9 protein-coding genes are annotated in these 14,037 nt (G+C 38.5%); 6 read left to right on the top strand and 3 right to left on the bottom strand.

Features of this window, described 5'->3' with window-relative positions; genetic code table 11:
• Nucleotides 1-66: 66 nt before the first annotated feature.
• The 3 genes from AC07VK_RS06845 (at nucleotide 67) to AC07VK_RS06855 (ending at nucleotide 2,028) form a co-directional block, all read left to right on the top strand.
• Nucleotides 67-510, top strand: coding sequence for a MarR family winged helix-turn-helix transcriptional regulator (locus AC07VK_RS06845; protein ID WP_492952128.1), 444 nt, complete (start codon nucleotides 67-69; stop codon nucleotides 508-510).
• A gap of 46 nt (nucleotides 511-556) precedes the next feature.
• Entirely contained in the window at nucleotides 557-1,393 is an 837-nt protein-coding gene (locus AC07VK_RS06850; protein ID WP_492959242.1) for an MBL fold metallo-hydrolase, read from the top strand.
• Between the two features lie 203 nt (nucleotides 1,394-1,596).
• On the top strand, nucleotides 1,597-2,028 hold the full coding sequence (locus AC07VK_RS06855; RefSeq protein ID WP_492959244.1) for an aquaporin: 432 nt from the start codon (nucleotides 1,597-1,599) through the stop codon (nucleotides 2,026-2,028).
• 72 nt (nucleotides 2,029-2,100) lie between these two features.
• On the opposite strand, the gene AC07VK_RS06860 is transcribed toward AC07VK_RS06855, so the two are convergent.
• Nucleotides 2,101-2,613, bottom strand: coding sequence for a glutathione peroxidase (locus tag AC07VK_RS06860; RefSeq protein ID WP_057934336.1), 513 nt, complete (start codon nucleotides 2,611-2,613; stop codon nucleotides 2,101-2,103).
• Nucleotides 2,614-3,189: 576 nt separating this feature from the next.
• On the opposite strand from AC07VK_RS06860, the gene topA reads away from it, so the two are divergent.
• Both topA and AC07VK_RS06870 read left to right on the top strand, forming a co-directional pair.
• Nucleotides 3,190-5,751, top strand: a complete 2,562-nt coding sequence (gene topA / locus AC07VK_RS06865) for a type I DNA topoisomerase (protein WP_492959246.1) — start codon at nucleotides 3,190-3,192, stop codon at nucleotides 5,749-5,751.
• Nucleotides 5,752-5,885: 134 nt separating this feature from the next.
• Nucleotides 5,886-6,290: a hypothetical protein gene (locus AC07VK_RS06870; protein ID WP_492952125.1), complete on the top strand. Its 405-nt coding sequence runs from the start codon at nucleotides 5,886-5,888 to the stop codon at nucleotides 6,288-6,290.
• Between the two features lie 48 nt (nucleotides 6,291-6,338).
• Here AC07VK_RS06870 and AC07VK_RS06875 read toward each other — a convergent pair whose 3' ends face one another.
• Nucleotides 6,339-7,463 (bottom strand): ATP-binding protein, encoded by a 1,125-nt coding sequence (locus AC07VK_RS06875; RefSeq protein ID WP_492959851.1) that lies wholly within the window; start codon nucleotides 7,461-7,463, stop codon nucleotides 6,339-6,341.
• A gap of 77 nt (nucleotides 7,464-7,540) precedes the next feature.
• Nucleotides 7,541-7,963, bottom strand: a complete 423-nt coding sequence (locus AC07VK_RS06880; RefSeq protein WP_492959248.1) for a nuclear transport factor 2 family protein — start codon at nucleotides 7,961-7,963, stop codon at nucleotides 7,541-7,543.
• Between the two features lie 213 nt (nucleotides 7,964-8,176).
• On the opposite strand from AC07VK_RS06880, the gene AC07VK_RS06885 reads away from it, so the two are divergent.
• Complete coding sequence (locus AC07VK_RS06885; protein WP_492959250.1) at nucleotides 8,177-13,768, top strand: alpha-2-macroglobulin family protein; 5,592 nt, start codon at nucleotides 8,177-8,179, stop codon at nucleotides 13,766-13,768.
• Nucleotides 13,769-14,037: the final 269 nt, after the last annotated feature.

The raw sequence follows: 14,037 nt of genomic DNA on the forward strand, positions 1-14,037 counted from the left end.
AGAAAATAAATTTGCATTTTCTATAAAATTAAAAGCTTATATTTGTAAAGTTTATTTACCATTAACATGCCAACCCAAACACAAGATATTGCAGCGAAGTTAAGAAGCACCGTTACCCGCTTAACCAGACAGCTACGCAAACAGAACGTAAGTTCGGACTTTAGTAACGCCGAACTGCTAACGATGTCGCTGCTCGAGCAACATGGTAAAATGTTATCAACCGAATTAGCCGATATGGAAAGAGTATCTAAACAAGCTATTTCGCAGATCATTAACCGCTTGTCCGATGCCAAATGCGTAGAACGTTTTCCAAGTGAAGAAGATAAGCGAAAAGTTTTTATCGGCTTAACCAAGCTTGGTGAAAAACACATTATTGCCAGCAGAAAAATAAAAGAAGAATGGCTGGTACAAACCATGGAGAAAATTTTTTCTTCGGAAGAAATCAACCTGATCCAGGCTTTCCTGCCACTCCTCTCGCGCCTGGTAGAACACAACGGTGCAAGAGTATAATTTTGCTTTTTCCTTCAGCAAATAAGCCTTATCTTGCAGGCTGAAAATGGCACTATATTTTACATCAATCAATTCGGGCAGTAATGGCAATTGTTACTATGTAGGTAACGATAATGAAGCTATTTTGGTTGATGTAGGCCTCACCTGTAAAGAGGTCGAAATAAGGATGAACCGTTTAGGTTTATCAATTAGTAAACTAAAAGCCATTTTTATCTCACACGAGCATAGCGACCACATTAAGGGGCTAGCCGTGTTTGCTAAAAAACACAAACTCCCGGTTTACATTAGCACCGCTACCCTAAAAAGCAGTCGGTTGGTTTTGGATACAAACAATATCTTTTCATTAAGCCATTTACAGCACATTCAGATTGGCGATTTAAAGATTTCTGCCTTTTCTAAATTTCATGATGCGGCTGATCCTTATAGTTTTACTGTTGAATGTAACGAGGTAAGAGTGGGTGTTTTTACAGATATAGGCTCGGTATGCGATCGTTTAATCGCCCATTTCAAAAACTGCCATGCCGCTTTCTTAGAAGCTAACTACGATACGGCGATGCTGGAAAATGGCCGATACCCTTATTTTTTGAAGCGGAGGATTACAAGCGGTCACGGTCACTTAAGTAACACACAGGCCCTGGAGCTCTTCAGGAACCATAAAGCTCCGTACATGAGTCACTTATTATTGAGCCACTTATCAAAAGATAATAACGACCCAGAGCTGGTTGAAAATCTTTTTAAAAATGTTGCTGGCAATACTTTCGTTAAAGTAGCTTCAAGATATGAGGAAACAGCGCTGTATTACGTTAGCAATAATGAAAACACACCCGAAGCTTACAATTTTGACCCTAGCCTATACCAGCCAGAACAGCTTAACCTGTTTTAAACCCCTAAAACCAAAAACACTTTGCCTTTTTATATCAATTTAGTTACAGTAGGGCTTATTTTGAGCAAAAAATAGCGATTGAATGGACAAAACCATAATTACCCGCAAAAATTGTAAATAATTTTATTTTTCATACAAACATTTTATTCTAATATGGGTTTTATATAAACTTCATAAATAGTTTGTTTGGTTTATTGGGGCTTATGGATTTAAGCCCCTTTCTCTTGCCTATTTTACTGCAAATTGCCTCAGGAAAGCCAGAATATTCTTTGACAACAAATGGATTAGGGCAAAATGGTTTTGCAGCACTATCTCCACAGCATTATAGCCTACATGCTGGCTTTATTGCCGAAATTGTACTCACCTTTATTTTCTTACTGGTTATTTTTGGCTCAACCTCTACTAAAAATATCAACGGCGGCTTTGCAGGACTTGCAATTGGCTTAAGTTTAACACTAATTCATATTGTTGGTATTCCGGTAACGGGTGTATCAGTAAATCCGGCAAGAAATATCGGTCCTGCACTTTTGGTTGGCGGAGAAGCTTTAAGCCAGGTTTGGCTCTTTATTGTAGCACCCATTATTGGTGCTGCGCTCAGTGCCTTAGTTTGGAAAACTGTTTTGGAGAAAAACTGATAAGGTAAAAGGCGGCAGGCTTAAGGGCTGGAAGAAAAACCTTCTACCTTAAACCTTCCGCCTTCCCGCTTTTTATAGGTTCTTTACAATCGCTTCGTCAGTAGGTTTTGTTTTAGAACGGAAACGGTGTACCAATTCTCCTTTTTCATTGATTAAAAATTTCTCAAAGTTCCATTTAATATCACCTTGCTCTTCTGTATTGGTTTGAGAAGTTAAGTACTTAAACAATGGGCTGATATCATCACCTTTTACACTGCTTTTCTCAGCAAGCAAAAACGAAACATTATACTTCCCAGTACAAAATTCTTTAATCTCTGCATTGGTAGAAAATTCCTGTCCGCCAAAGTTACCCGCAGGGAAACCAATTAATACTACCTTTTTGCCGTATTGCTTTTGAAGTTTTTCCAAATCTTCATACTGTGGGGTAAAACCACATTTAGAAGCTGTGTTAACAATTAAGATTTTTTTGCCTTTAAATTTCGATAGTTTAATTTCTTTACCATCAATGGTTTTAAAGCTGAAATCGTAAACATTTTTTGGTGGAGATACCAATAAGTTTAATAGGATTAAAATTGTGCTGATCATCGTTGTTTTATTTTTATATACGAATATAGGCACAAATAGGTTGTGTTAACGTAACGTTGTTGTAAATTATGGGATATGGATAATTAAAGCACTTAAGGTTTTGAGTTTGAAAATGAAAGCAGGATTTCATCGCTCAGATGAAAAGTTTTTTTGATTAGGAAATTGAAGGCAGTGGTTCTTAGCGGTTACAGCCCCGCTATCGCTTATAGTCCTCGCTACGCTCCGGGCTATTCCGCTCTATCTGGTTTAATTAACAAAGCGTGAAGCCATTTTATACCTTCAGCTTGGCACAACTCCATTAAAACCTAAATAGCAGTACTACACAGGCCACCTAAACCCGACCGAAGCGAAAAACCTGCAGACCGAGGAACGAGGTTGAGGATTTGTAGTAAAGGGCGGGACTAAGCCTTACCTACAATTACTAATATTGCTTTTCAAAAAAAGATTAAAACCACATTAAAATCAACCTATAAACCAACATATTTCCTTTGCAATTAATAAAAAAATTGTATTAAATTCTCCTCAGGTTTGGATTTATGCTTTAATTATAGCTTTATTTGCACAAAAACGTATTTCATGGCCAAAAATTTATTAATCGTCGAGTCACCCGCAAAAGCTAAAACTATAGAAGGCTACCTAGGCAAAGATTTTCTTGTAAAATCTAGCTACGGCCACATCCGCGATTTAGTTAAAGGTGATATGGCCATTGATATCAAAAATAATTTTGCGCAGACATACGAAGTACCCGCCGACAAAAAAAACATTGTCGCCGAGTTAAAAAAACTAGCTAAGGAAGCCGAAATGGTATGGCTGGCATCCGATGAAGACCGTGAGGGAGAAGCTATTTCGTGGCACTTATTCGAAACTTTAGGCCTAAAAGTGGAGAAAACAAAACGCATTGTTTTTCATGAAATTACCAAACCAGCAATCTTAAAAGCAATCGATAGTCCGCGGGGAATTGATTATAATCTGGTAAATGCGCAACAGGCACGCCGTGTATTAGATCGTTTAGTAGGTTTCGAACTTTCTCCTGTATTATGGAAAAAGGTAAAACCATCATTATCTGCTGGTCGTGTACAATCAGTTGCTGTACGTTTAATTGTTGATAGAGAAAGAGAAGTTTTAAACTTTAATGCAGCCGCTGCCTATAAAATTACTGCTCAATTCTCTACCGGCAAAGGAAGAGAAATTGTAAAGGCAGAATTGCCACAACGTTTCGAAAACGAGGCTGATGCTGAAAAATTTCTTCAGGATTGTGTAGATGCCAAATTCGACATTACCAGTTTAGAGACCAGGCCGGCAAAACGTAATCCTGCTGCCCCATTTACCACTTCAACTTTACAACAGGAAGCTTCGAGAAAATTAGGATTTTCGGTAGCCAGAACCATGCAGGTTGCACAAAGACTTTACGAAGCAGGTAAGATTACCTACATGAGAACAGACTCTGTAAACTTATCAGAAACGGCATTAAATGCCGCTGCTGCTGAGATTAAATCTGCGTATGGCGATAAATACCATCAACATCGCGTTTATAAAACAAAATCTGCCGGCGCCCAGGAAGCGCACGAAGCCATCCGCCCTACTTATTTCGACAGGCATAGTGTAGACGGTGATATTTCGGAAAAACGTTTGTACGATTTAATCTGGAAACGTTCAATTGCTTCACAAATGAGCGAAGCATTATTCGAAAAAACAACCGCTCAAATTACGGCTTCAACCCGAAAAGAACATTTAGTTGCTGAAGGTGAGGTATTAAAATTTGATGGTTTCTTAAAAGTTTATCTGGAATCTACTGATGATGAAGAAAACGAAGAAAAAGAAGGTGGCGCAATTTTACCTCCTTTAAGCAAGGGGCAGGAACTATTTTTAAAAGAAATGCAGGCAACCGAGCGTTATTCGCGTCCGCCTGCAAGATATACAGAGGCCAGTTTGGTTAAAAAGCTAGAAGAACTGGGCATTGGCCGTCCATCTACTTACGCACCAACCATTTCTACAGTACAAAACCGTGGTTATGTGGTTAAAGAAGATAGAGATGGCAAACAACGTAAGTTTACTTCTATCATTTTAGCTGATGGACAAGTAAAAAAAGAAATAAAATCAGAAATTACCGGTGCGGAGAAATCAAAACTCTTCCCTACCGATATTGGTGAGGTAGTAAACGATTTCTTGGTAGAACATTTCAAAGGCATTGTCGATTTTAACTTCACAGCAAAGGTGGAGAAAGAATTTGATGAAATTGCGCAGGGTTTACAAGAGTGGACTAAAATGCTGCACTCATTCTATAATCCATTTCATACCGAAGTAGAAACAACGCTTGAAACGGCAGAACGTGCCACTGGTGAGCGCTTGTTGGGCTTAGATCCTGCTACTGGTAAAAATGTATATACCAAGGTTGGTAAATTCGGACCATTGGTTCAAATTGGTGAGCTTGATGAAGAGGAAAAACCTCGTTACGCCAGCTTAATGCGCACACAATCTGTTGCAACCATTACTTTAGAGGATGCGCTGGAGCTATTTAAACTTCCTTTCCAACTACCTGATTTTGAAGGGAAAGAAGTAATGATCGGAGTTGGCCGTTTTGGCCCGTACGTTAAATGGGGCGAAAGTTTTATTTCCCTTCCTAAAAACGAGGAACCTTTATCGGTAACATACGAAAGAGCAGTTGAAATTATCCGCCAGAAAATGGACGATGATGCACCTATTGCTTATTATGAAGGTTTAGGCGTAACAAAAGGAAAAGGCCGCTTTGGTCCGTTTATTAAATGGAACGACCTATTTATCAATATTCCTGCAAAAGGATACGATTTCGACAATTTAACACAAGAAGATATTAATACCTTAATCGGCAAAAAAGTAGAAAAAGAGGCCAACAGATATATTAAAACCTGGGATGCTGAAAAAATTTCTATCGAAAATGGCCGTTGGGGTCCGTTTATCCGTTTTGGTAAATTGATGCTTAAATTGAGAAATAACGAGTCTACAAAGCAAAAATATACACCGGAAGAATTGGTTGATATTGATCTGGAAGTGGTTAAGAAAATGATTGTAGAGCAGGTGCCCAATGCTTTCGAAACGAAGAAAAAAGCACCGGCAAAGAAAAAAGCCCCAGCTAAAAAGGCTGTAGCGAAGAAAAAATAGTTAACAGCACGTCACCCTGAACTTGTTTCAGGGTCTCTGTTTGCGAAAGATGCTGACCACGAAGTAGCTACAAGGCAATTGAAAACACTATTTCTACTAGTAAAACAAGTTCAGCATGACGACAAATAATGGTTATGAAAGCAGATTTACCAGAAAATACAGTTGAAGATATCGCAATGGCCGTTGTATTGATGGGCGAAACACCTGAAGTAAAAAGCTGGACGGTTTATCTCGTTAATTTAAAAAACGAACCGATAACCAATGTTCTAATCAGCTCTAAAGGTTATGGTGAAAAAGACGGAAAGCAGGTAAAAACTTCTGTTTTAAGGCATTTTGTAGGCGATTTGGAGGCAAATTCTTTTACAGGAGTGGAAGCCATAGATCCTGAAGTTTTCGGCTTAACCAACGAATATTGGCTAAGCTATTACATTGGCAGCACCATTTACGATAAGAAATTTATTTTCTTACCAGAAAGTATCATAGATTCCAATCTAATCAAAATCCCATTGGTAAACAGACCTGGAGTGATGATAAAGTAGTCATGAGTCATTAGTTGAGAGTCCTAAACCCGCGATATAAGGCTACTGTTATTCCCAGCCCATACTGTTCCAGGGATAGATATTAATATTAGTACTTCTCATCTGCGATTCAATTCCTGCATATATTATTGTTCCCCCTGTTCCAGATGTTAATTTATTCCAAAAATTAATTCCCTTAAAGTAATCGGTATTTATCGTTTTACCAGCTTTAATTTCTATTGGGTAAAGCGTACCTGCTTCATCAATTAAAACATCAATCTCATTGCCTACATTATCCCTCCAAAAATATAGATTATCGGTTAGTCCCAAATTAAATCTTGACTTCAGCATTTCTATAATAACCATATTTTCAAAGAGACTTCCCCTACTTGGGTGAGTATCTAATTGTAGTTCATTCTGTATCCCTAGTAAGGCGGTTGCCAATCCAGTATCATAAAAATATAATTTCGGCATTTTAACTATGCGTTTATTAAAATTTTGATGATGAGGTTTCAGTAAATGTATCACGAAACTACTTTCAAGAACCCCAATCCACGAAGCTATTGTTTTACTATCTACACCAACTTCAATCCCTAAACTATTCATGTTTAATAATTGTCCAATCCTACCCGCACATAATCTTAAAAATCTTTCGAACAATGACAAATTGGTAATATTCTTTATCTGTCTCACATCTTTTTCCAAATATGTATTTATATAGTTTTGATGCCATTTGTTGGGTGGGATATTTTGATCATAAATAGGTGGATATCCGCCCTTTAGAATAAAACCGTTAACATTTTCATTAAACATGTTTGCTGATTTTAATTCTGAGATAGAAAGCGGTAAAAGTTTAATATAAGCCACCCTACCCGCTAAGCTTTGTACGATGCTTTCCTGAAGTAAAAAATTATTAGATCCTGTAATAATGAATTTCCCTTTAGATGTCGATTCATCCAGAATTTGTTGTATATAAGAAAAGAGTTTAGGGGTTCTCTGCGCTTCATCTAAGATAGCGCCATCAGGAAATTGACTCAAAAACCCACGTGGATCATCTTCAGCGTATAAGCGCGTATCCGGGTTTTCTAAAGAAACATAGGGTTTCTCTGGAAAAACATTTCTGGTTAAGGTAGTTTTGCCAGATTGCCTTGGACCAATTACAGCTATTGATTTAAATTGGTTACTTAAAGTAATTCTTTTTTAGCAATTCTTTCAATCATATTATAAATTTACAATTTCGGAATCAAATTCCGAAATTGTAAAAAAAATATTTATAATACTTTAACCGCTTGTCTGCCAATTAATTTCCATCCTGATTTTTCTTTGCTCCAGATTAAAAGAATATACAATTTCACATTTCCTGGCACATTTTTATCATTTGTTTTGGCATTTAGTGTATGACGAACCAAAGCTGTTTTATTTTGAACTACAACAGTCTGATCAGTTAAATTAATATCCACAAAATCAGATTCTCCAGAAAGTAACGAGTGCATAAATTCCTGCTTGGTTTGAATCTTTCCACTCGAATGCCCATAGCTCAGGTTATTCAAAATAATTTTATCAAGTGCCAAACTATCTGGTGTAACCATCAGTTTGGTTAATTTGCTTACAGCATCTTCTACTTGTGTTTTTTGAGCAAAACAAAAACTGGTCGAAATTAACAGGCTCGAAAAAATCAAGAGTTTCTTTATCATATCTGGTTGTATTGGGGTTAATGTTGTAAACTTATCCAAAACCACGCAAAGGAACAAACCCTAAGCGTTAATTTTCAACATAATTTATTTTAACGTGAATTTTAGTTAATTTTCGGATGAAATATAGGGTTTCGGCTGCAAAGGATAAATTGCGGCACATCTATTGCTTTTACCGCACCATTATATTTCCATTTATCTTAACGAATTTCAAACATGGAACAACCATCTACCTACCAATCTTCCTCTAAAAAGAAATTTATCTTCATCGGACTACTTGCTGTATCTATAGCAGCAATCGTATTTATCTATTTCAATAGAAAGAAAAAAAATCATGAAGAAAATCAGGCTTATGCAAAATATATCGAGGCCTATACTTCAGGAACCATTTCAAAAAAGAGTTTTATCAGGGTTCACCTGGCCAATGCGGCAACAGGCATGCAGGATCTGGGCAAAGCAGATTCACGCGAACTTTTCGACTTCTCCCCTTCTATCTCGGGCAAAACCTATTGGATAGATCCACAAACGGTTGAATTTAGACCTGATGAAAACCTTAAACCAGGTAAAAACTACGAAGCAACATTCAAACTTTCGGAGGTTTCTGCTACAGAAAAAGGCCTTGAAGATTTCGACTTTGAATTTAAAGTCATTACTCCAGGCATGATGCTTTCTCAAAACGGGTTGGTTTCGCAGAACAATACTGCGATGGATTACATGAAATTAACCGGCGAAGTGGCTACTGCCGATGTGGAAGAAACCAGTAAAATAGAGAAAACAATTTCTTTAGATTTTGACCAAAAGTTAAAGATTAAATGGCAACACGATCCGGCAAAAAACACCTCTAAATTTACCATCGACAGCATAAAAAAGACTGGAAACGACCAAAATTTAAAAATAGACTGGGATGGCGATGCCATTGATGCAGAACAAAAAGGAGAAGTTGAAATACGTGTTCCGGCGATAAATAAATTCGAAATCCTGGACATGAAGGCCATCCAGGGTGAAGAAGATTATGCATTGGTACAGTTTTCTGAACCGATTGGCGTAGGACAGGATTTAACCGGTATGATTACGCTCGGTAACCTGAGCGACTTAAGGTATACCATTGACGCCAGTCAGGTTAAAGTTTATGCTGCCGAAGAACTTAAAGGCAATTATACTTTAAGTGTAAATGCAGGAGTAGAAAACATCAATGCGAAAACACTTCCAAACGGTAAAGTAGCCAATCTAGTTTTCGAGGATAAATTACCATCAGTTACCATTGCGGGTGCAGGTACAATCTTACCTAACGCCGGAAAGCTGGTTCTACCTTTCGAAGCGATTAATTTAAAGGCTGTTGATGTTACGGTGATCAAAATTTACGAAAACAACATCCCGCAGTTTTTTCAAACTAACAGCTATAAAGATGGCAACGAATTGCGTAGGGTAGCGAAACCCATTCTGCAAAAAACGGTGCGATTAGATGAAGATAAAGCACTTAACCTCCATAAAAAGAACCGTTTCACCCTCGATCTTGACAAGATGATCCGTACTGAACCCGGTGCCATGTATAGGGTTACTATTGCTTTCCGACAGGAGTACAATGCCTACAATTGTAAAACCGGGGAAGAAAAAGCTGACGGTAGTGACGAAGAAGCCGAATATAGAGATTACGAAGGTTATGGTGAAAAAATTGATGAAGATGATGACTTTTGGCAGCGCTATAATAATTATTACCCGCCAAATTACAGGTGGAATGATAAAGACAATCCATGTACACCATCTTTTTATACCAACCAGCGCTGGGCCAGCAGAAACCTAATTGCTTCGAACATTGGCTTGGTGGCCAAACGTGGTAACGACAACAGTATGCTCATTGTTGCAACAGATTTATTGACGGCAAAACCATTAAGTGGTGTAAACCTGGAGTTGATGGATTACCAAAAACAGATCATATTCACGACTAAAACTGATGGCGACGGTTTTGCAAGTTTTGACCTGAAACGTCAGCCTTTCTTATTAATCGCCAAAAATGGTTCAGAACGCGGCTATCTTAAATTAGACGATGGAAGCTCGCTTCCGTTAAGCCGCTTCGATGTGGGCGGCGATGTAGTTCAAAGTGGCTTAAAAGGCTTTATTTACGGCGAACGCGGCGTTTGGCGGCCAGGCGACAGTTTATTTGTTTCTTTCGTGCTGGAAGACAAACTAAAAAAATTGCCCGCCAATTATCCCGTAACCATGGAATTCTATAACCCGAAAGGTCAGCTTTATAAAAGATTAATCAATAGCAAACCTTTAAATGGATTCTACACCTTTAAAACCGCTACTGAAAGTACAGCACCTACCGGTAACTGGATGGCGAAAGTTAAAGCAGGTGGTGCTACATTTACCAAAACCCTAAAAATCGAAACTGTAATGCCAAACCGTTTGAAAATTGATTTCAATGTTGGCAATAGAACATATTTAAGCGCGGGAACATCAGCCGCTACCCTATCGGCCAAATGGCTATTCGGTGCCGTTGCCCAAAACTTAAAAGCGAAGGTTGATGTAAACTTAAACACTACAGAAACCAAATTTAAGGGTTTTGAGGGTTTTAGTTTCGATAACCCAACAGTTAACTTCGAATCGCAGGTTAAAACCATTTTCGAAGGCACTTTAAACCAGAACGGTACAGCTCAGATTAACACTAACCTTAATGAGAATAATACCGCTCCCGGCGTGTTAAGAGCAAACTTTACAACCAAAGTTTTCGAACCAGGAGGTAATTTCAGTATTGATAATTTTAGCATTCCTTATCATGTATATAGCAGTTATTTGGGTATCCGACCAGAAAAAGGCGACCGTTTGAGTGGCATGCTGGTTACTGGTAAAGCGCATAAAATCGAAATAGTAAATGTAAATACCGATGGAAAACTGTTAAGCGGAACCAAAACCGTTCAGGTAGAATTATATAAAACACAATGGCGTTGGTGGTGGGAACAGGATGATCAATATACCTATGCCAACTTTACCCAAAATCAGTATAATAAACTGGTAGAAAGCCATCAGGTAAACTTGTTCAACGGAAAAGGAAGCTGGAATTTACGCGTTGATGAACCAGAATGGGGCCGCTATTTGATTTTAGTACGCGATGTAAATGGTGGGCACGTTACCGGTAAATCTGTTTATGTAGATTGGCCGGGCTGGGCGCAGCGCGAACAGGGCAGCAATCCAACTGAGGCATCTATGTTATCTTTCACTGCTAATAAGGAAAAATTTACCGTTGGAGAAGATATTACCTTAACCATCCCAACAGGTAAAAATGGAAGGGCATTAATTTCTATTGAGAATGGAAGCCGTGTATTAAAAACCTTCTGGGTAGATACCAAAGCCGGACAAACGCAATTTAAATTTAAGGCAGAGAAAGAAATGGCACCTAATGTTTTTGCCAATATTACTTTATTACAACCGCATGCACAAACGGTTAACGATTTACCAATTAGAATGTATGGGGCTATTCCGCTTTCGGTTGAAGATCCGCAAACCATCCTGAAACCAACCATAAAAATGTTGGATAAAATCAAGCCTGAGACCGAAAACACCATCACTGTTGCTGAGCAGAACGGTAAAGCAATGACTTATACCATTGCCCTAGTAGATGAAGGATTACTCGACTTAACACGCTTTAAAACACCTGATCCACATGGTGCATTTTATGCCCGCGAAGGTTTAGGCGTAAAAACGTGGGATTTATTCGACTATGTGCTTGGTGCGTGGGGAGGAAATTTAGAACGCATTTTAAGCATTGGTGGTGATGGTAGCGTCAACAAGAACTTAAATCCAGCAAAAGCCAACCGTTTTAAAGCGGTGGTTAAATTTATGGGGCCATTTACCATTGGCAAAGGCGAAAGTAAAACACACAAATTTAAATTACCTCAATATATTGGTGCGGTAAGGGCTATGGTAGTTGCCGGACAGGATGCTGCATATGGTTTTACCGAAAAGTCAGTTCAGGTTAAAAAGCCGCTAATGGTTTTGGCTACTTTGCCAAGGGTTATCGGTCCGGGAGAAAGTTTTACCTTACCGGTAACCGTTTTTGCTACAGAGAACAACCTTAAAAATGTATCAGTACAACTTCAGGCAAATAATTTAATTGTTCAAGGCAATAACAAACAGCAGCTTTACTACAAACAAACAGGCGAGCAAATGACCTATTTTGAAGTGAAAGCACCGAATACAGTAGGTATTGCCAAAGTAAAAGTGATTGCACAAAGTGGGGCTGAAAAAACAGTTTACGATGTGGAAATGGATATTAGAAATCCAAACCCATATGTAACCAATGTAGTGTCTGCAACGGTTCAGCCGCATACCAAATGGGCTGTAAACTATTTGCCAATTGGTATGACGGGTACAAACTCCGGTTCACTAGAAGTCTCCTCTATCCCTGCGATTAACCTTGGTAAAAGATTGAGTTACCTTATCCAATATCCGCATGGCTGTATTGAGCAAACTACTTCGGGTATATTTCCTCAACTCTTTTTGGATAGATTGAGTCCGTTGAATGAACAACAAAAAGCCACCACAGAGAAAAACATTAAAGCCGGTATAAACAGGCTGAAAGGGTTCCAAACTACAGAGGGCGGTTTGTCGTACTGGCCTGGCGAAGGTACTTCTGATGAATGGGGAAGCAATTATGCAGGACACTTCCTGGTTGAAGCACAAAATGCAGGTTACACCCTTCCTGTTGGTCTTTTAGATGAGCTATTGCGTTACCAAAAATCAAAAGCAGCAAACTGGGCGCCAAACAGTAATAATTTTTATGGAGGCGATTTGTCTCAGGCCTATCGTTTGTACATGCTTGCATTAGCTAAAAAACCTGAAATGGCAGCAATGAACCGTTTAAAAGCTTTTGAATATTTATCAATAGCTGCAAAATGGCGATTGGCAGCTGCTTATAAACTGGCCGGACAAAATGATGTTGCTCAAAATATGATCAGAGGTTTAGATACATCCATTCAGGCTTACAAACAATTGGGTGGAACTTATGGCTCTGATGTACGCGATGAAGCCATGATTTTAGAAACCCTTACCCTACTCGGGCAGAAAGCAAAAGCTGCAAGTTTACTACAACCTTTAGCTGCTAAACTTGGCGAAAATACCTGGTATAGCACACAAACAACCGCTTATAGTTTGTTGGCTATTGCAAAATTCTGTGGTTCAAACCAATCCGCTAATAAATTGCAATATCAGTATGTACTAGACGGAAAATCGGCACCGGTAAGTTCGAATCAATACATCAGCAGTACGCCTGTAACCTTTAAAGGAAATACGGCTTCTGTTACCAATAACGGCAATAATGTATTATTTGTCCGTTTGGTTTTAGAAGGACAGCCAATTGCTGGTCAGAACAATTTCTTACCAAACCGACCAGAGGTATTAGATATGAACGTGACTTATAAACGTTTAAACGGCAAAGTTTTGGATCCGACTACCTTAAAACAGGGAACAGATTTTTATGCAGAGGTAACCGTAAAAAATCCTGGCAGAATGGGATATTATGAACAAATGGCGCTCACACAGATTTTCCCTTCAGGTTGGGAAATCATCAATACCCGCGTTAACGATAATCAGAGCATTTTAGCCTCATCTCCTTTTACTTATCAGGATATCAGAGATGACCGTGTTTTCACCTATTTTAATGTTAGGGAAGGCGAAAGTTTAGTTTATAAGGTGTTGCTTAACGCATCTTATCTGGGTAAATATTACTTATCGGCCGTTCAATGCGAAGCGATGTACAATAATGATATTTCGGCAACTGAAGCTGGCAAATGGGTGCAGGTTGTGAAGTAAGGGATTGGTGTAAATTGCTAATGGTTCGTGGAGACACGAACCATGGCATAAAGTTTATTTCAAAGCCTCGGTTCGTGTCTCCACGAACCGAAACTTGAAAAAATACAGCCAGTCCACATTTGTATCTCCATAAACCGAAATTTAATGACAATGGATAAATTATTTGAAGCCAGAAGAAAGAATTACATTGAAATCAGACAAATTTACTCTTGGACAGCAACGATAAACAAATGGCAAAAATTATTGTATAGAAATGAATTTAAGGATAT

Source organism: Pedobacter sp. GW821-FHT01D05, assembly GCF_059422505.1.

What these genes read in the sequence shown, in the direction of transcription:
- AC07VK_RS06870 (WP_492952125.1), top strand. Translation starts at nt 5,886, where the DNA reads ATGAAAGCAGATTTACCAGAAAATACAGTTGAAGATATCGCAATGGCC.
- AC07VK_RS06850 (WP_492959242.1), top strand. Translation starts at nt 557, where the DNA reads ATGGCACTATATTTTACATCAATCAATTCGGGCAGTAATGGCAATTGT.
- AC07VK_RS06880 (WP_492959248.1), bottom strand. Translation starts at nt 7,963, where the DNA reads ATGATAAAGAAACTCTTGATTTTTTCGAGCCTGTTAATTTCGACCAGT.
- AC07VK_RS06855 (WP_492959244.1), top strand. Translation starts at nt 1,597, where the DNA reads ATGGATTTAAGCCCCTTTCTCTTGCCTATTTTACTGCAAATTGCCTCA.
- topA (WP_492959246.1), top strand. Translation starts at nt 3,190, where the DNA reads ATGGCCAAAAATTTATTAATCGTCGAGTCACCCGCAAAAGCTAAAACT.
- AC07VK_RS06860 (WP_057934336.1), bottom strand. Translation starts at nt 2,613, where the DNA reads ATGATCAGCACAATTTTAATCCTATTAAACTTATTGGTATCTCCACCA.
- AC07VK_RS06885 (WP_492959250.1), top strand. Translation starts at nt 8,177, where the DNA reads ATGGAACAACCATCTACCTACCAATCTTCCTCTAAAAAGAAATTTATC.
- AC07VK_RS06845 (WP_492952128.1), top strand. Translation starts at nt 67, where the DNA reads ATGCCAACCCAAACACAAGATATTGCAGCGAAGTTAAGAAGCACCGTT.